17 protein-coding genes and 1 tRNA gene are annotated in these 18,541 nt (G+C 66.6%); 2 read left to right on the forward strand and 16 right to left on the reverse strand.

Features of this window, described 5'->3' with window-relative positions:
- Nucleotides 1-17 precede the first annotated feature (17 nt).
- The 9 genes from L0966_RS01655 to L0966_RS01695 form a co-directional block, all read right to left on the reverse strand.
- Entirely contained in the window at nt 18-992 is a 975-nt protein-coding gene (locus L0966_RS01655; protein ID WP_234050112.1) for a metal ABC transporter solute-binding protein, Zn/Mn family, read from the reverse strand.
- A 12-nt stretch (nt 993-1,004) separates the two neighbouring features.
- Nucleotides 1,005-1,877, reverse strand: coding sequence for a metal ABC transporter permease (locus L0966_RS01660; protein ID WP_234050113.1), 873 nt, complete (start codon nt 1,875-1,877; stop codon nt 1,005-1,007).
- A 142-nt stretch (nt 1,878-2,019) separates the two neighbouring features.
- On the reverse strand, nt 2,020-2,760 hold the full coding sequence (locus L0966_RS01665) for an ABC transporter ATP-binding protein (protein WP_234050114.1): 741 nt from the start codon (nt 2,758-2,760) through the stop codon (nt 2,020-2,022).
- A 2-nt stretch (nt 2,761-2,762) separates the two neighbouring features.
- On the reverse strand, nt 2,763-3,053 hold the full coding sequence (locus tag L0966_RS01670) for a hypothetical protein (RefSeq protein WP_234050115.1): 291 nt from the start codon (nt 3,051-3,053) through the stop codon (nt 2,763-2,765).
- A 135-nt stretch (nt 3,054-3,188) separates the two neighbouring features.
- A complete protein-coding gene (purU, locus tag L0966_RS01675; RefSeq protein ID WP_234050116.1) occupies nt 3,189-4,058 on the reverse strand; it encodes a formyltetrahydrofolate deformylase in 870 nt (289 codons plus the stop codon).
- Between the two features lie 120 nt (nt 4,059-4,178).
- Complete coding sequence (locus tag L0966_RS01680; protein WP_234050117.1) at nt 4,179-4,787, reverse strand: sarcosine oxidase subunit gamma family protein; 609 nt, start codon at nt 4,785-4,787, stop codon at nt 4,179-4,181.
- On the reverse strand, nt 4,780-7,740 hold the full coding sequence (locus L0966_RS01685; RefSeq protein ID WP_234050119.1) for a sarcosine oxidase subunit alpha family protein: 2,961 nt from the start codon (nt 7,738-7,740) through the stop codon (nt 4,780-4,782). Before L0966_RS01685 ends, L0966_RS01680 begins: the two co-directional genes overlap by 8 nt.
- Nucleotides 7,737-8,015: a sarcosine oxidase subunit delta gene (locus L0966_RS01690; protein WP_234050120.1), complete on the reverse strand. Its 279-nt coding sequence runs from the start codon at nt 8,013-8,015 to the stop codon at nt 7,737-7,739. Before L0966_RS01690 ends, L0966_RS01685 begins: the two co-directional genes overlap by 4 nt.
- Before the next feature lie 3 nt (nt 8,016-8,018).
- Entirely contained in the window at nt 8,019-9,275 is a 1,257-nt protein-coding gene (locus L0966_RS01695) for a sarcosine oxidase subunit beta family protein (protein ID WP_234050121.1), read from the reverse strand.
- 124 nt (nt 9,276-9,399) lie between these two features.
- Between L0966_RS01695 and L0966_RS01700 the strand changes: the two genes are divergently transcribed.
- Nucleotides 9,400-10,365 (forward strand): LysR family transcriptional regulator, encoded by a 966-nt coding sequence (locus L0966_RS01700; RefSeq protein ID WP_234050122.1) that lies wholly within the window; start codon nt 9,400-9,402, stop codon nt 10,363-10,365.
- Nucleotides 10,366-10,467: 102 nt separating this feature from the next.
- On the opposite strand, the gene L0966_RS01705 is transcribed toward L0966_RS01700, so the two are convergent.
- From L0966_RS01705 to L0966_RS01735, 7 genes are all read right to left on the reverse strand, one after another.
- Nucleotides 10,468-10,668 (reverse strand): hypothetical protein, encoded by a 201-nt coding sequence (locus L0966_RS01705; RefSeq protein WP_234050123.1) that lies wholly within the window; start codon nt 10,666-10,668, stop codon nt 10,468-10,470.
- A gap of 112 nt (nt 10,669-10,780) precedes the next feature.
- A complete protein-coding gene (locus L0966_RS01710; protein WP_234050124.1) occupies nt 10,781-12,190 on the reverse strand; it encodes an ammonium transporter in 1,410 nt (469 codons plus the stop codon).
- A 557-nt stretch (nt 12,191-12,747) separates the two neighbouring features.
- The gene (glnT, locus tag L0966_RS01715) at nt 12,748-14,049 is read right to left on the reverse strand and encodes a type III glutamate--ammonia ligase (RefSeq protein ID WP_234050795.1); all 1,302 of its coding nucleotides are present in this window, start codon (nt 14,047-14,049) and stop codon (nt 12,748-12,750) included.
- A gap of 227 nt (nt 14,050-14,276) precedes the next feature.
- Nucleotides 14,277-15,632, reverse strand: a complete 1,356-nt coding sequence (locus L0966_RS01720) for an FMN-binding glutamate synthase family protein (protein WP_234050125.1) — start codon at nt 15,630-15,632, stop codon at nt 14,277-14,279.
- Nucleotides 15,633-15,645: 13 nt separating this feature from the next.
- Nucleotides 15,646-16,356 (reverse strand): protein glxC, encoded by a 711-nt coding sequence (locus L0966_RS01725; protein WP_234050126.1) that lies wholly within the window; start codon nt 16,354-16,356, stop codon nt 15,646-15,648.
- On the reverse strand, nt 16,353-17,252 hold the full coding sequence (locus L0966_RS01730; RefSeq protein WP_234050127.1) for a glutamine amidotransferase family protein: 900 nt from the start codon (nt 17,250-17,252) through the stop codon (nt 16,353-16,355). Before L0966_RS01730 ends, L0966_RS01725 begins: the two co-directional genes overlap by 4 nt.
- 167 nt (nt 17,253-17,419) lie before the next feature.
- Complete coding sequence (locus L0966_RS01735) at nt 17,420-18,079, reverse strand: XRE family transcriptional regulator (protein WP_234050128.1); 660 nt, start codon at nt 18,077-18,079, stop codon at nt 17,420-17,422.
- A gap of 299 nt (nt 18,080-18,378) precedes the next feature.
- Between L0966_RS01735 and L0966_RS01740 the strand changes: the two genes are divergently transcribed.
- Nucleotides 18,379-18,454, forward strand: a tRNA-Phe gene (locus L0966_RS01740).
- The last annotated feature ends 87 nt before the right edge of the window (nt 18,455-18,541 follow it).

Raw genomic sequence — 18,541 nt, forward strand, 5'->3', positions numbered from 1 at the left:
TCTGGCCCGGGAGCCGCTCAGCTCGACAGGGCCGAGGAGAGCGTCTTCACGTTGGACTGGATCATCAGGATGTAGGTGGTCGCGGGGCCTTTGTCATCGGACAGCGCGTCGGTATAGAGCTCGCCGCCGATCTTGGCGCCGCTTTCCTTGGCGATGCGCTCCACCAGGCGCGGGTCGCTCACATTCTCCAGGAACACGGCGGGGATCTTCTGCGCCTTGATCTGGCGGATGATGCGGGCCACGTCCTTGGCGGACGCCTCGCTCTCGGTGGAGACCCCTTCGGGGGCGATCAGGGTGACGCCATAGGCCGCGCCGAAATAGCCGAAGGCATCGTGGGACGTGATGATGCGCCGCTGGGCCGCCGGAATGGCCGCCATGGCCGCCTTCACTTCGCCTTCCAGCGCGTCGAGCTTGGCGATGTAGGCGGCGGCATTGGCCGTGTAGGCGTCCTTGCCCGCCGGGTCGGCGGTGACGAGGCCGTCGCGGATGTTGGTCACATAGACCTTGGCATTGGCGATGGACTGCCAGGCGTGGGGATCGATGGGGCCGTGATCGTGGCCATGGGCGTCCTTCTTGCCCTTGGCGTGGCCGTGCTCCTCCTCTTCCTCCTGCGGCTCGGAGGCGGTGCGGATGCGCGGGGTGATGCCGGTGGTGGCCACCACCAGCTCGGCCTTGGTGCCGGAAGCCTTGATGAGGCGATCCATCCAGCCCTCGAAGCCGAGGCCGTTTACAACGATGACCTTGGCCGCCGCCAGCGCCTTCGCATCGGCCGGGGTGGGCTGGTAGACGTGGCTGTCGCCATTGGGACCGACGATGGTGGTGACGGCCACACGGTCGCCGCCCACCTCCTTCACGAAATCGCCCAGGATGGAGAAGGAGGCCACCACCGGCAGCTTGGCCGCGGGTGCCTCACCTTCCGCCCAAGCGGGGCCGGAGACGGCACCGAGGGTGGTGGCCATGGCGGCCGCGAGCACGAGACGTCTGGAGAGCATCGGGGCTTCCTTTCAGGCTTCGAGATGGCGTCCGGGCAGCAGGCGCGAAAGCACGCCGCCCGCAGGGCCGAACACAACGGCGCCGCCATAGGCGATCCCCGCCACCAGGATGATGGACGGGCCCGAGGGCGTGCCGAAGTTGTAGGAGACGAGCAGGCCGATAAGCCCGCTCAGGAATGCGATCACCGAGGAGAGCGCCACCAGCGCGCTGAGGTCGCGCACGAAGAAGCGGGCGGTGGCGGCCGGTAGCATCATCAGCCCAACCGCCAGCAGGGTGCCCAGCGCATTGAAGCCGCCCACCAGGTTCAGCACCACCAGCGTGAGGAAGGCCACGTGGCTCACGCCGCCAGATCGGCTGACCGAGGCAAGGAAGGTGGGGTCCACGCTGTCCATCACCAGCGGCCGCCAGATGATGGCGAGGGTGAAGAGCGTCACCGTGGTGATGCCGGAGATCAGAAGCAGCGCCGCATTGTCGATGCCCAGCACCGTGCCGAACAGGACGTGGAGCAGGTCCACATTAGACCCGCGGACGGAGACGATGAGCACACCCACCGCCAGGGAGATCAGATAGAAGGCCGCCAGGGAGGCGTCCTCCTTCAGCTCCGTGGCGCGGGCCACCACACCGGCACCCACGGCCACCAGCAGGCCCGCCACCAGGCCGCCGAGGCTCATGGCATAGAGATTGAGCCCGGCCAGCAGGAAGCCGATGGCCGCGCCGGGCAGGATGGCATGGGACATGGCATCGCCCGTAAGCGACATGCGCCGCAGCATCAGGAACACGCCCAAGGGCCCCGCCCCGAGCGCCAGCGCGAACACGCCCACCAGCGCGCGGCGCATGAACTCAAACTCGACGAAGGGCGCGATCAGCATCTCATAGGGGTTCATGCCGCATCCCCGTGGCAGGGGTGGACTGGCGAAGAGACAGAGGGGCGCAACGTTCTGGTCCTTGAGCAAGACCCGGCGCTCGGGGCCGCGCGCGCGGCTCCGTCGGGTCGAATTCGTGTATCGTGTTGTTTGCCGGGCCGGCTCAGGCCGCGACCGGACAGGTGGCGGCGTCGGCCTGCCAGGCTTCGCCCATGTGCCGGGCCTTCAAGAGGTTTTCCGGCGCCAGCGCCTCCTTGGTCGGTCCCCAGGCGACGGCCCGGCGGGCCATCAGCAGGGTTTCCGGGAAGGCGGCGCGCACCAGGTCGAAATCATGCAGCACCGCCAGCACGGTGCGGCGCTCCCCATGCCAGCGGCGCACCAGGTCGACGAGATCTGCCGTAGTGCTGGCGTCGAGGGCAGTGAAGGGTTCGTCCAGCAGGATCACGCGGGCATCCTGCAGCAGCAGGCGCGCGAACAGGGTGCGCTGCATCTGCCCGCCGGACAGGGAGCCGATGGGACGATCCTCGAACCCTTCGAGGCCCACGGCCGAAATGGCTTCCTCGATTTTCGCCCGGTCCTTCCGGCCAATGCCGCCGAACAGGCCGGCGCGACGCCACAGGCCCATGGACACGAGGTCGAAGACGGAAATGGGGAAGGAGCGGTCGAGGTCCGCGCCCTGGGGCAGATAGCCGATGTCGCGCGGAGAGATGCCGTGCAGGTCCACCGCGCCGCCAAGGGGGCGCAGGGAGCCGCAAATGCCCTTCAGCAGCGTGGACTTGCCCGCCCCATTGGGCCCGCACACGGCGAGCAGCGCACCCTCGGCCACCTCGCCATTGAGGTGATGCACGGCCGGATGCCGCTCATAGCCCAAAGTGAGATCGCGGAACGAAATCTGTGCCGACACGCTCATTCTCCCGCCGAGAAACCGAGCACCAGCGCCACCGCGACCCACAACGGCGCCAGAAGGGCCGCCGCCAGGAGCAGGCGCGCCCCCAGCGACATGCGCAGCAGCGAGGGGGGGATCACCACCGCGCGCCTGCGCCGCCCTTCGCCCTTGCCTGCAGATGGGCCAAGGGGGTGAGCTACGGGGTGAGCCGCCGCGCCCACTCCGTCCGCGCCCGCATCGCTCCGCACGCCGGCGCCGCGAGAGGCGTCGCGCTGGGGTGAGGCCGGGGGCAGAAGGGTTTCAACGGACATGGTCACCTCGATCTGAGGCCTTTGATACAGTGTATCATAACTCCTGTCCAGCGCCTTTCGGCCCTTCCCAAAGGCAAAGGCCGGCCCCAGGGGGACCGGCCTTCATCCTTGACGATACGGGAGTTTTCGCCTGGCTCAGTCGCGGAACACCACGGTGCGGCTGCCGTTCAGCAACACCCGGTCCTGCACGTGCCAGGCGATGGCGCGGGCGAGCACCCGGCGCTCGATGTCGCGGCCCTTGCGCACCATGTCGTCGGGGGAATCCTGGTGGGAGATGCGCTCCACGTCCTGCTCGATGATCGGCCCTTCATCAAGGTCGCTGGTCACGTAATGGGCGGTGGCGCCCATGAGCTTCACGCCGCGGGCGTGGGCCTGGTGATAGGGCTTGGCGCCCTTGAAGCCGGGCAGGAACGAGTGGTGGATGTTGATGCACTTGCCCGACACCTTGGCGGACAAATCGTCGGACAGCACCTGCATGTAGCGCGCGAGCACGGCGAGCTCGGTGTTGGTGGACTGGAAGATCTCCCAGATCTTCGCTTCCTGCGCCATCTTGGTGTCCTTGGTCACCGGCAGATGGTGGAAGGGCACGCCGTCGAAATCGAGGTGGGCATAGGTCTCGCGCGGGTGGTTGGAGATGATGCCGGTGATCTCCATGGGGATCTCGCCGATGCGCCAGCGATAGAGCAGGTCCGCGAGGCAGTGATCGAACTTGGAGGCCAGCAGCAGCACCCGGCGCTTTTCCTCCTTGGAGCGCATGGTCCAGGTGAAGCCGAAGCCGTCGGCGATGGGGGCGAAGCCGGCGCGGATGGCCTCGATGGAGGCTTCGCCCTCCACCACGTTGAACACGATGCGGGTGAAGAAGCGCCCGCTCTCCTGGTCGTCATACTGCTGGGCTTCCAGGATGTTGCAGCCCTTCTCGAACAGGAAGGTGGAGACGGCCGCCACGATGCCCGGCCGGTTCGGGCAGGAGAGGGTGAGAATGAAGTGCTCGGCGGGATTGGACATGAAAACCTCGGGAAGGTGACGCGTCTCTTGCCGTGCCGCGGGCGGATCACGGAATGTGAGGCGCTGTTTTGGACGGACGAACGGAAAATGGAAGACACCGGGGCGCGCACCGCGCCTCGGTCAGCCTCGGCCGGTGCCGGTGAGGGCGAAGCCGAATTCGGCCGCGCTCACGGTGAGCCAGCGCAGGAAAGCGGGAGCGAACGAGCGCGCCACCACGAAGCGATAGGCCGGGGCTTCCTCGCTCTGCCAGAAGGTGACGCCGATGTGGGACACCACCGTGGTGGCCGCATCGCCATGGGCGAATGCGAGCGGATCGAGATCCACCGCAATGCCCTTGGCGAGGGTGGCGCGGGCGGCGGCGCCGCTCACTTCCAGGATGATGTTGGCGTCGCTCTGGTCGGTCAGCGCGGCGTCCGGCCCGGCGATGGCGCGCAGATGGGCGAGGAGTGCCGCGCCCGTCATGCCCTCGGCAGTGATGAGCCAGCGGCCGGGCCCGGTGCCCACCGCCGTCAGCACGCCATTGGACATGGCCTTTGGCGCGTCCACCAGCGGCAGGCCGGCGTCGGCGAAGCTCGCGATGAGCGCCGCGGTCTTGCCGCGCGGCGCGGCGAGGGTGGCTGCGGCCAGGCCCAGTACCTGGCGGGCGCTGACGCCGGGGGTGCCGGCCGGGCCATAATGGCCCTCGGGCACGAGGCGGGTATGGGGCACGTGTGCGAGAAGGTCAGACACGCTGCTTCTCCCCTTCAGGATCGACGAACGCGGGAGAGCACACCTCCACCAGGATGTCACTGCCGCGCACAGGGTCATAGGCGCGCACCTGTTCGCCGATGCGCTCCAGGCCCCGCTTCAGGAACCCGAGGCCGATGGAATGGCCAAGGGTGGGCGAATAGGCGACGGAGGTGAGATAGCCCTCGTCGTTGTGGGTCGTGGGCTCAACCCCGACCTTCAGGAAATGGGCGCCGGCGCGCAGGCGCTGGGCCGTGTCCACCGGCTTGAAGCCCACGAAGATGGGCCGTTCCGGATCCAGGAAGGCGGGCCGCTGCGACAGCACGCGGCCGATATAGTCCTTCTTGGTGGAAGCCATGCGGCCCATGCCAAGATCGCGGGCGGAGGTCTGCCCGTTCAGCTCGCTGCCGGAAACGTGGCCCTTCTCGATGCGCAGGACACCCAGCGTCTCGGTGCCGTAAGGCGTAATGCCGAAGGGCTTGCCAGCTTCCATGATGGCTTCCATCAGCCGCTCGCCCTGGCGGGCCGGCACGGCGATCTCGTAGCCCAGCTCACCGGAGAAGGAGAGGCGGAAGATGCGCGCCTCGATGCCGCCCAGAACCGTGGTCTGCGCCACGCCCATGAAGGGCAGGGCGGCATTGGAAACGTCCGCCCCATCCACCAGTTTGGCCAGCACATCGCGGGAGCGGGGGCCGGAAACGGCGATCTGCGCCCACTGCTCGGAGATGGAGGAGAGCTGCACGTCCAGCTCCGGCCACAGCACCTGAAGGCAATATTCCAGATGCTGGAACACCTTGCCCGCATTGGCGGTGGTCGTGGTCATCACATAATGGTTGTCGGCGAGGCGGGCAGTGGTGCCGTCATCCATGACGAGACCGTCTTCCCGCAGCATCACGCCATAGCGCGCCTTGCCCACCTGGAGCGTCGAGAACATGTTGATGTAGACGCGATCCAGGAAGGTGCCCACATCCGGGCCCTGGAGGTCGATCTTGCCGAAGGTGGAGACGTCGATGACGCCGCAGCTTTCGCGGGTAGCCTTCACCTCCCGATTGACGCTCTCCAGCCAGTCCTTTTCACCGGGCTTGGGGAAATAGGCGGCGCGCAGCCAGAAGCCGGTTTCGACGAACACCGCGCCCTGCTTTTCGGCCCAGGCATGGGTGGGCGTCGGCCGGGTCGGGCGGAAGTCCTTTTCCCGGTGATGGCCGGCGAGCACACCCAGCGCCACCGGGGTGTAAGGCGGGCGGAACACGGTGGTGCCGGTGGCCGCGATGCCCTGGCCGGTCAGCTCCGCCATGAGGGCGAGGCCCGCCATGTTGGAATTCTTGCCCTGGTCGGTGGCCATGCCCATGGTGGTGTAGCGCTTCAGGAGCTCCACCGCGCGGAAGCCCTCCTTGTGGGCGATGCCCACATCCTTGGCGCTCACGTCGTTCTGGAAGTCCACGAAGGCAAGGTCGCCCTTGGCCTTCACCTGCCAGAAGGCGCGGATGCCGGTGGCCGTCTCCTCCGCCTTGGGGGCGGGGAGGGCAGCGCCTGCGAAGCCCGCGTCGCGCGCGGCGGTCGCGCCCTGCTCGGTGCCGGCCTTCAGGCACTCGGCCAGTGAGAACTGGCCCGCCACCGCACCTGCGCAGCTCATGCCCGGCGGCACGCTGCCCGGCACGAAGGCGGCGATGTCCTCGCGATACACCGGCTTGCCGCCCAGGTGGCAGGTGAGGTTGAGGTTCGGCGTGGCGCCGCCGGAAATGCCCAGGGCCTCCACCGCCAGCGTCTCGGTGCGCGAGCCGGTGCGCACGGTGATGGACGAGAGCCGCTTGCCCTTGGTGGCGATGACCTCGCCGCCGGTGATGACGCGCACGCCCAGCGCCTTGGCCTTGGCCAAAAGCGCGGAGGGCAGGGCCTCGCGCACATCGATGAGCGCTTCGACCTTCACGCCGGCATGGGTGGCGGCGAGGGCGGCGGAAACGCCCGCGTCATTGTTCGTGAACACGGCGGCATTGGCCCCCGCGCCGACACCGAAGCGGCGGGCATAGGTGGCGAGCGCCTGGGCGGTCATGACGCCCGGACGATCATTGCCCGGGAACACGATGGGCCGGTCGAAGGCGCCGGTGGCGAGGATCGCCCGCTTGGCGATGATGCGCCACAGGCGCTGGCGCGGCTGGAAGGCCGCCGGCACCGCCACATGGTCGCTCACCCGCTCCACGCAGGCATATTCGCTGCCGTCATAGGCGCCGAACACGGTGGTGCGCGGCATCAGGCGCACATTCGGCAGGGCCGCCAGTTCGGCTTCCGCGTGGGCCACGAAATCGCGCGCCGGGGCGCCATCGATGGCCACATCCTCGGTGAGCAGGCGGCCGCCGAAGCGGAAGTCCTCTTCCGCCAGGATCACCCGCGCGCCGGAACGGGCGGCGGAGAGCGCCGCCGCGAGGCCGGCCGCGCCGGAGCCGATGACCAGCACGTCACAGAACGCGAACGCCTTCTCGTACGTATCCGGATCGGGCAGCTCAGAGGCGGCGCCGAGGCCGGCGGCACGGCGGATGAAGGGCTCGTAGACCTTCTCCCAGAACGAAGCGGGCCACATAAAGGTCTTGTAGTAGAAGCCCGCGCCCAGGAAGGGAGAGACGAGCTGGTTCACGCTCAGCGCGTCATGCTCCAGCGAGGGCCAGCGGTTCTGGCTCTGCGCGGAGAGGCCGTCGAACAGCTCCACGGTGGTGGCGCGGGTGTTCGGCTCCTTGCGGGCGCCGGCGCGCAGCTCCACCAGGGCGTTGGGCTCTTCCGAGCCGCAGGTGAAGATGCCGCGCGGGCGGTGATACTTGAAAGAGCGGCCCACCAGCCGCACGCCATTGGCGAGCAGAGCGGAAGCCAGCGTGTCGCCAGGATGGCCCTTATAGGCGACGCCGTCGAAGGTGAAGGAGAGCGTGCGGCTGCGATCGATGAGGCCGCCGGTGGAAAGACGGGTCATGCCGGCACCTCGTCCGTGCTCGGGCGGGCAAATTCCACGCCGAGGATCTCATGGGTCTTGGTGTTGCGCGTCACCACCAGCCAGCGGCGGCAGCCATTGGCGTGGTACCAGTATTCGCGATGGGCCCCTTCCGGGTTCTCGCGCAGATAGGTGTAGGCGTGGAACGCCTCGGCGGCGTCGGGCGCGGCGGGGTCGGGACGGGTGAGCGTCGCATCGCCCAGATAGGCGAATTCGTGGGCGTCGCGGGACCCGCAATAGGGACAGGGAATGCGCATGGCTCAGTGCAGGTTCGGCTGCGCGCCGACCCCCTTCTCATCAAGGATGTTGCCGGTGCGGAAGCGGTCGAGGCGGAACGCCCCGTTGAAATCGTGCGCGCGGTCCTGCGCGATGGTGTAGGCGAAGCACCAGCCCGAGGCCGGGGTGGCCTTGAAGCCCCCGTAGTTCCAGCCGGTGTTGAGATAGAGGCCCGGCAGGGGGCCCACATCGATGATGGGCGAGCCGTCCATGGACATGTCGACAAGGCCGCCCCAGGAGCGCAGCAGGCGCAGGCGGCCGATCATGGGCATCAGCGCCATGCCGCCTTCCAGCACATCCTCCACCACCGGCATGTTGCCGCGCTGGGCATAGGAATTGTAGCCGTCGATGTCACCGCCGAAGACGAGGCCGCCTTTATCCGACTGGCTGACGTAAAAGTGGCCCATGCCGAAGGTGATGACGCCTGGAATGAGCGGCTTCAGCCCCTCCGACACGAACGCCTGGAGCACATGGCTTTCCAGCGGCATGCGCAGATCCAGGTGGCGGGTGAGGCGGGAGGTGGAGCCGGCGACAGCCAGGGCCACCTTGCCGGCGCGGATGGCGCCGCGGGTGGTTTCCACCCCCACCACCGCGCCGTTGTCGCGGATGAAGCCGGTCACCTCGCAATTCTGGATGATGTCCACGCCCAGCCGGTCGGCGCCGCGGGCATAGCCCCACACCACCGCATCGTGGCGGGCGGTGCCGGCGCGCGACTGCATCAGGCCGCCTTTGATGGGGAAGCGCGCATTGTCGAAGTTCAGGAACGGGCACATTTTGCGCACCGTTTCCGCGTCCAGCAGCTCCGAGCCCGCGCCGGCGAGGCGCATGGCGTTGCCGCGCCGGGCATAGGCGTCGCGCTGGGCGTCGGAGTGGATGAGATTGATGATGCCGCGCTGGGAGACCATGGCATTGTAGTTGAGGTCCTGTTCCAGGCCCTCCCACAGCTTCATGGACCACTCGTAGAAGGGCTCGTTGCCCGGCAGCAAATAGTTTGAGCGGATGATGGTGGTATTTCGGCCCGCATTGCCGGAGCCGATATGGCCTTTTTCCAGCACCGCGACGTTGCGGATGCCATGTTCCTTGGCGAGATAATAGGCGGTGGCGAGGCCATGGCCGCCGCCGCCCACGATGATCACATCATAGGTCGGCTTGGGATGCGCATCCCGCCAGGCCGGCTTCCAGCCGGTCTGGCCGTTCAGCGCATTGGAAATGAGGCTGAGAAACGAATAGCGCGCGGACATGAGGCACTCGCTGCGTCGGTCCGAAGAGACCGCATAGGGGGTCGATCACCCGTTCAATAACTCTATAGCTCGCCGCGAATGAAGGGATCATATAAATGATGCTTATAGTATTCGGAGGCGGGTGATGGGCGCGCGTGAGGCTCTTCCGTTCGATCTCAGGGCGTTGGAGATTTTCCTGGCGGTTTGCGAGGAAGGCGCCATGGCGGGCGCGGCGCGGCGCATGGGTTTGACCCAGCCGGCTGTGTCGCAGGCAGTGGCGGACCTGGAAGGGCGCATCGGCCTCGCCTTGTTCGACCGGTCGGTGCGGCCGTTGGGACTCACCGCAGCGGGCGGCGTGCTGCGACAGAAGGCGAGCGCGCTCATCTCCGAAGCCCGGCAGATCGCGCCGGCACTGCGGGAGACCGAGCATGGGCGCTTCCCTTTGCTGCGCGCGGGCCTCGTCGATTCGCTTGCCCGCGCCCTCTCGGCGCCGCTGGGTGGCTATCTGGCGACGCTGGCGGAGGAGGTTTCCGTGCTGTCGGGCCTGACGGCGGCCCACGCCAGCGCACTGCTCTCGCGCCAGATGGACCTTCTTGTGGGTCTCGACGAGCTGGAGGACGTGGAGGGGCTGGAGCGATTCGCGCTGGTCACCGAACCCTATGTGCTGCTGCTGCCGGCGGGCGCGCAGGCGCCCGCGCGCGTGGAGGAGTTGCGCGAGATGCCGCTGCCGCTGGTGCGCTTTTCCGCCCGCTCGAAGACCGGCATCGAGGTGGAGCGCCATTTGCGTCGGCTGAAGGTGGAGCTGCCGCGCCGGCTGGAGTTCGACACGCCCCAGGGCGTGGCGGCCACCGTCGCGGCGGGCGAGGGATTTGCGGTGACGACGCCCCTTTGCGTGCATGAAGGGGCCGTGGATTTCTCGCGCGTCACCTGCGCCCCACTTCCCGGCCCCGCCTTTCAGCGGCGGCTGACATTGATCGCGCGTCGGCAGGAACTGGGCCGGCTGCCCCGAGAGATTGTGGAATTCTGTCGTGCGCGGCTGGCGGCGGATGTGCTGCCGGGCCTCGATGCCGCCATGCCCTGGCTCGCCGGCTCGCTCCGCGTGGAGCAATAAGGCCGGTGCGCGAAACGCGTCCGGTGGGCGCGCGGCCAGCTTCAAAAAGGGAAAGGCCCGGCCGCGCCGAGGCACGGGCCGGGCCTGTTGGATGGCCGCTGCTCACTCGGCGGGGGTGGCCACCGCCTCGGACGTGTGGTCGAGCATCTCTTCGTGCTGCGCCTTGTCCATGGAGATCTGCTTGGCGATGAAGGCGATGAAGAACAGCAGCGCGATCACCGTGAACAGGGGCTCATAGCCGGCAAAGGGGTAGACCTCGGCCATCTCGGGAAGCTTGGCGAGGGACGTCACACCGGTGTGCATGGGTTTCTCCTCTCGAAGGTGGAGCGCCGCCCTGCGGGGCCTGCGCGGATATGCCTGTGCTCTGTCTTGGCGAATGAGGGGCGGCCGGTTGGTTCCGGCCGCCCCCTGCCGCTCAGAACTTTGCTTCGTTGCGCTGGATGTCCTCGAAGGCCGCTTCCATGCCCGAGTGGTGCGGGTAGGTGGCGGCGACATGCTTGCCGTCGAGGCCCATCAGCTCGGCGGCGGCCGGCACGCGCAGCATGCCGAACATGGCCAGCACCTTGGAGATGAGGTAGCCGGGGATGAAGCCGAAGCCGATGGCGAACACCAGCGAGCCGATGATGTTGCCCATGGGGGTGATGACCGGCAGGCCCTCGCCATTCACGCCGAACCAGCCCACGCCTTCGCCCAGCGCGATGACTGCGCCTTCGGACGGCAGCACGGCCGGATAGCCCCACAGCGCGAAGCCCGCGACGATGCCGCCGAACAGGCCGCAATAGCCGTGCACCGCGACCGCGCCCACGGCGTCGTCGATCTTGAACTTCCGCTCCACCCAATAGTGCAGCTTGTAGGCCATGATGGTGCCGGCCACCGCGATCACCAGCGCGATGATGGGGTGGTAGAGGTCGTTGCCGGCGCTGGCCGAGATAAGGCCGGTGAGGCCGCCCGAATAGGTCCAGTAGGCATTGCCGTTGGACACCATGTAGGCCGCGACCATGCCGCCGAACAAGGCCAGCATGAAGTTCATGGTGACGCCCGAGAGGGTGATCGGAACGCCATAGATGTTGGTGGCGGTGAAGTAGGGAGCCGCTTCCGTGCCCACGTTCACGATCGGGATGTGGCAGGCGGCGTAGAAGCCCCAGAAGCCTACATAGATCATGAACAGGCCGATGGTGACCAGCCACGGATTGTGGGCCGGGATCTCACGCGGGGTGCCGTCCGGCGCGAACTTGCCGATGCGCGGGCCCACATTCATCAGAATGCCCAGGGTGGCGAAGCCCGCGACCGAGTGCAGGATGGCGGAGCAGTACTGGTCGTGGAAGCCCAGATACTGCGCCATCCAGCCATTGCCGGCCCAGGCCCAGGCCGCCGGGATGACCCACGCGATGGCGCCCACATAAATGGCGATGATGAAGAAGCCCGAGGTCTTGGTGCGCTCGATGAGGGCGCCCGAGACGATGGAGGCTGCCGTCATGCCGAACAGCGCGAACGCCGCCCAGAACACGCCGGAGATGCGATCCGACAGGTTCGGCGCAATCTTCGTGGACCAGGGCTCGAAGCCCGTGGAGAAGCTGAGGGAGCTCGCGGAAACCGGCCAGCCCTGGAAGGCGATGTAGATCCACATGCCGAACAGGAAGAAGGCAAGGCCCACAAGGGGAATGGCCATGGTGTTCTTAAGCAGCGTGTGCTGCACGTTCTTCACGCGCGCCGCACCCACCTCGTACATGCAGAAGCCCACATGGATGAAGAACATCAGGACGACCGTCAGGAAGTAATAGAATTCCGTGAATATGGTCGTCAGGGCAGACAATTGATCCGTCATGCTGGTCCCCGAACGTGATTTCGCGTCGGCCATGACATCCGGACAGGAGCCCCCCCGTCAGCATGGTCATGGGCGGTTCACTGTGGAGCAACAAATATGCCACACAGGCATATCGGGGCCCGCATCGGGCCGTCCGTTCAGCTGGGGAAGGTGCGGGCGTGTTACTGAATTATGAATTTCCAATGGCTTCTGCCCGCAGCATCGCGAAGCATCGCCCGCCGCTATGGTTCAAAGTCCGCTGGAACATGAACCGGCAAGCGATTGTATGACTTGTCCGCTGCGCCTTTGATCTGTACCGCAGCGCCTGCACTGCACGCAAATGAGGCTATATCCGGCAGGTGGGGTACAAGGCGGCCGAAAACCCTGCGGAATTGCCTAAGGTGAGGTCACTGGCTCTCACTTGCCGCAAAGAAATGCAGCACTGCACGGTCATGGTGCCCGAGCACGGGAGTGGCGCGATTTGGTGACGGCAAATGAAAAAGGGGCTTCGGCATGACGCCGAAGCCCCTCGGAGGCCGCCATCGAAGGCGAACTCTTTTATGTTGGCGCGGATTGCCTCAGATGTCGAGAGTGCGATCGCGCTCCCACTGGGTGAGGTGACGGGAGAAGTCGTTCCACTCGTGGTGCTTCAGCTTGAGATAGCCGGACACGAACTCCGGTCCCAGGCGCTCGCCCATCACCTTGGACTTTTCCAGCGCCCGCAGGGCGTCCAGCATGTTGAGGGGCAGCTTCTTGGCGCCCTTCACCTTGTGGCCGTCCGTGTACATGTTGATGTCGAGGCGCTTGCCCGGATCACGCTCGTTCACAATGCCGTCAAGGCCCGCCGCGAGCACGCCGGCCTGCAGCAGATAGGGGTTGGCCGCGCCGTCGGCGAGGCGGAACTCCAGGCGACCCGCATCGGGGATGCGGATCATGTGGGTGCGGTTGTTGCCGGTATAGGTCACCGTGTTCGGTGCCCAGGTGGCGCCGGAAATGGTGCGCGGCGCGTTGATGCGCTTGTAGGAATTCACCGTGGGGTTGGTGAGGGCGCACAGGGCGTCCGCATTGTGGATGAGGCCGCCGATGAACTGGTAGGCCAGCTTCGACATGCCCAGCTCGCCCTTGGGATCGGAGAAGGCGTTCCTGCCCTTGTTCCACAGCGAGACGTGGGAATGGCAGCCCGAGCCGGTGAGGTTGATGAAGGGCTTGGGCATGAAGGTGGCGCGCAGGCCATGCTGTTCCGCGATGGACTTCACCATGTACTTGAAGAACACATGGCGGTCGGCGGTGAGGAGCGCGTGGTCATAGTTCCAGTTCATCTCGAACTGGCCGTTGGCGTCCTCGTGGTCGTTCTGGTAGGCGCCCCAGCCCAGCTTCAGCATGGCGTCGCAGATGTCCTTGATAACATCGTAGCGGCGCATGAGGGCGGACTGGTCATAGCAGGGCTTGTCGGCGGTATCGGCATCGTCCGAGATCGACTTGCCGTCGGCGGAGATGAGGAAATACTCGCACTCCACGCCGCTCTTCATCACATAGCCAAGGTCGGCGGCATCTGCGAGCTGCTTTTTCAGCAGGGTGCGCGGGGCCTGGGCCACTTCCTTGCCGCCCATCACGAGGTCGGAGGCGAGCCAGCCGATCTCTTCCTTCCACGGCAGCTGGATCAGGCTCGAGGGATCGGGAACCGCGAACAGGTCCGGATCGGAGGGAGACATGTCGAGCCAGGTGGCAAAGCCGGCGAAGCCCGCGCCGTTGCGCTGCATCTCCGCGATGGCCGAGGCCGGAACCAGCTTGGCGCGCAGGCCGCCGAACAGGTCCACATAGGAGATGAGGAAATACTTGATGCCGCGCTCCTTGGCGGCCTTGGTGAGATCGGAGGCCACCTCGGCGGCACCCGACGTATGCCCTTCCGCCTCGCGGGCGATTTCGGCGATGCGTCTCATGTTCGGTCCTCGGGAAGGTCGTATTTTTTGCTGTGGGGACAACCCCGCCGGCGCGGAACGCGGGCAACACGGCATTAAAACGAGGCGCCGGCGCGTCGGGGCGTTCATTCTGTTGTCTTGACGCGTCCCGGGCCCTTTGCGGGGTCCGGGACGAATGCCGAAGAGGCTCAGTAACCGCCGGTCTTGCCGGGGATCCACTGGGTGCCGGCGAGCGGCACGCCGGCCATCGCGGCCGCTTCCACCGTGAGGGCCACCAGGTCCTCGGGCTCCAGATTGTGCAGATGGCTCTTGCCGCAGGCGCGGGCAATGGTCTGCGCTTCCAGCGTCATCACCGAGAGGTAGTTGGCGAGGCGACGGCCCGCCTTCACCGGGTCCAGGCGCGCGGCGAGCTCCGGATCCTGGGTGGTGATGCCAGCCGGGTCACGGCCCTCGTGCCAGTCGTCATAGGCGCCGGCCGTGGTGCCGAGGGCCTCGTATTCCGCCTGCCAATGGGGGTCGTTGTCGCCCAGCGCCACCAGAGCGGCGGTGCCGATGGCCACCGCGTCGGCGCCCAGCGCCAGCGCCTTGGCCACATCCGCGCCGGTGCGGATGCCGCCGGACACGATGAGCTGCACCTTGCGATGCATGCCCAGGTCCTGCAGCGCCTGCACCGCGGGGCGGATGGCGGAGAGGATGGGAATGCCCACCTGCTCGATGAACACTTCCTGGGTAGCGGCGGTGCCGCCCTGCATGCCGTCCAGCACCACAACATCGGCACCCGACTTCACCGCCAGGGCGATGTCGTAATAGGGGCGGGAGGCGCCGACCTTCACATAGATGGGCTTTTCCCAGTCAGTGATCTCGCGCAGCTCCTGGATCTTGATCTCAAGATCGTCCGGGCCGGTCCAGTCGGGGTGGCGGCAGGCCGAGCGCTGGTCGATGCCCTTGGGCAGGTTGCGCATGGCGGCCACGCGATCGGAGATCTTCTGGCCGAGCAGCATGCCGCCGCCGCCGGGCTTGGCACCCTGGCCGATCACCACCTCGATGGCATCCGCCTTGCGCAGGTCCACCGGGTTCATGCCATAGCGCGAGGGCAGGTACTGATAGACCAGGGTCTGCGACTGGCCGCGCTCTTCCGGCGTCATGCCGCCGTCGCCCGTGGTGGTCGAGGTGCCGACGATGGAGGCGCCGCGGCCGAGGGCTTCCTTGGCCTGGGCGGAAAGGGCGCCGAAGCTCATGCCGGCGATGGTCACCGGGGTCTTCAGGTGGATCGGCTTCTTGGCGAAACGGGTGCCCAGCACCACTTCGGTGCCGCACTTCTCGCGATAGCCTTCCAGCGGGTAGCGCGACATGGACGCGCCGAGGAAGAGCAGGTCGTCGAAGTGGGGCAGCTTGCGCTTGGTACCGCCGCCGCGGATGTCATAGATGCCGGTGGCCGCCGCCCGCCGGATCTCCGACAAAGTGTGGGGATCGAAGGTTGCGGAAAAGCGGGGCGAGGTCTGGGGCAGAGCGTGTGCCGGGCCCTTTGCGTCGTGCGCGGTCATTCTTCTTCACCCCTCAATAGGCGTCGGCGTTGTCGACATGGAAGTTGTAGAGCTTGCGCGCGGAGCCGTAGCGCTTGAACTCCGAGAGATCGACGCTGCCCGGCGCGATACCCGCGGCTTCGAGCTTCTGCGCCAGCAGCGCCTTGTGCTCGTCGCGCATTTCCTTAGCGACGCAGTCCGCGCCCAGCGACTTCACGGTGCCGCGCACGAACAGCTTGGCCTCGTAGAGGCTGTCGCCCAGCGCCTCGCCCGCATCACCGAACACGACCAGCGAGCCGGACTGGCCCATGAACGCGCTCATGTGGCCGATGGAGCCCTTCACGACGATGTCGATGCCCTTCATGGAGATGCCGCAGCGGGCGGAGGCATTGCCATCCACCACCAGCAAGCCGCCATGGCCGGTGGCGCCGGCCGACTGGCTGGCATCGCCGCACACACGAACGAAGCCGCTCATCATGTTCTCGGCGACGCCCTGGCCGGCATTGCCGTGGATGATCACGGACGCCTGCTGGTTCATGCCGGCGCAGTAGTAGCCCACATTGCCGTCGATCTCGACGGTCACCGGGGCGTCGATGCCCACCGCCACCGCGTGGCGGCCTTCGGGATTCAGCACCCGCCAGCGGCGCGTGTTGCTCTCGGCGGTGATCTTGTGCAGCGCCTCGTTGAGCTCACGCAGCTCAGCGGAGGCGAGGTCGAAGGTGATGTCGGGAGAAATGGCGTTCACTGGGCGCGCTCCCAGAAATAGACGGTGGCGGGTTCGGGCTCGAACACCCGGGCCTTCTCGATGCCGGGCAGGTCCACGAGGGCGCGGTATTCGGAACCGAAGGCGACGTACTGGTCGGTCTCGGCCATCACGGCGGGCTTGCAGGCCACCGGATCGCGCAGCACGCCGAAGCCGTTCTCGGTGCCGACGACGAAGGTGTAGAAGCCGTCCAGGTCCTTGAGGCCCGCTTCCAGCGCCTCACCCAGGCTGGCGCCCTGCTTCAAACGCCAGGTGAGATAGCCGGCGGCCACTTCGCTGTCGTTCTCGGTCTCGAAGGTGATGCCTTCGCGCTTCAGCTGGCGGCGCAGCTGGTTGTGGTTGGACAGCGAGCCGTTGTGCACCAGGCACTGGTCGGCACCCGTGGAGAAGGGGTGCGCGCCGGCCGTGGTCACGGCGCTTTCCGTGGCCATGCGGGTGTGGCCGATGCCGTGGGTGCCGCGCATCTTGGCGAGGCCGAAGGTGTCGGCGACGGTCGCCGGCAGGCCCACTTCCTTGAAGATCTCCATGCGCGAACCGGTGCCCACCACCGCCACCTCGGGGTGGCTGGCGGCCAGGAAGGAGCGCACCGCGGCCTCGCGGGCCGCCGGGATCTCGATGACGGCATGGGTGGAGCGCACCGAGAGCGGCGGCATGCCGTCCGCCGGGATGGAAAGGCCGGCGGCAAGGGCCGAGAAGTCATAGCCCTTCGCGGCACGAAGAGAGAGCTTCACCTTGTCCTTGGCTCCGGACCCGTAGACCGCGAAACCGGCGCTGTCCGGGCCGCGATCTGTCATCACGCAGAGCATGGACGCGAGCATGGATCCGAGTTCCCCCTCAAGGGCGGGATCCTTCAAAAATATACCGACGATGCCGCACATGGCGCTGTCACTGGCTCCATTCCCCGGCCGCTGATGCGACCTTGAGGTCAGTGGTACGCCGCCGGCTGCATCACGTCAACATGAAAGAATAAAAGTTTCCTAGAAAGAAAATGACCGTGAAGCCAACGATTGGAACGCCTTGAGGGCACAAGCCCCCCGGCCCGCCTTCAGTGGCGGTCACGGCCGTAAACGATGATGGACAGATAGCTCATGGGGGTGACGACGAGTTCCTCGGGCCCGTGGGAGGCACCGGAATCGAACATCAGCGCGTCGCCGGCCCGCAGGTGATAGGTGCGGTCCGCGTGGCGGTAGATCACCTCGCCGGAGAGCATGTAGAGGAACTCGACGCCCGCATGCCGGAAGCCAGTGAAGGGCGCGGCCTCTTGGGACAATGTGATGAGGTAGGGTTCCACCACGATGTCGCCGCCCAGGCCGTGGCCGAGCAGTTCGTACTGGTGGCCGACCTTGGTCCCGCGGCGCTCGATGATCACCCCTTGATTCGCGCGCACGAAGGAGCAGTCGCGGCTTTCCTCGAAGGCGGAAAACAGGGTGGTGATGGGCACGTTGAGGGCCTTGGAAATGGCCTGCAGCGTGGCGAGAGAGGGCGAGATCTGGCCGTTTTCGATTTTGGAAAGCATGCCCACGGAGATGCCGGCGGCGCCGGCGAGATCGGAAACCGTCAGGTCCAGCTCGCGGCGGATGGAGCGGACCTGAACACCGAGGGCCTGTTCGAGGGTAGCGGCAGCTGCTGCGGGCGCGCCCGATCCTGTGGTGAATTCGGAGGGCTCAGCGACTTCGTGTGCCCCATGCGCCTTACGTTCAGCCACCTCTTTCCCCTTTTTCGGTGGTGCCGGCAATTCGGCAAGAGCGGGCACATTGCCAGTTTCCGCAGAAGAAAACACCTCAAATCCGTCCGGTGGCCGTAAAGCCGGTGGGACGGGGCGGCTTGCCATTGGAGCGGTCTCGCGCCGCGTCGGGGCGGGGCGTTGATCTGCGCAGCGGAACGGGCGCAGCTCGATCGGTGTTGTCCACAGCTTGGATGACGAAGTTGCCGGTGGCACTGGACAGAGGCAAACTCGAACATTATAGACAGCCTCCTCGCTGAAGCGCTGCGGCGCCGAGCGAAGCCCAGGTAGCTCAGTTGGTAGAGCATGCGACTGAAAATCGCAGTGTCGGTGGTTCGATTCCGCCCCTGGGCACCATTATACCCTCTTGACATTGATTTTGCGGAAGTCCTTGGCATACAAGGATCATTGAGGCGCCGACTGCTACACACAGGCGCCACACAT

The organism is Xanthobacter sp. NM-59, assembly GCF_021401125.1.
Taxonomy (GTDB): Bacteria; Pseudomonadota; Alphaproteobacteria; order Rhizobiales; family Xanthobacteraceae; genus Xanthobacter.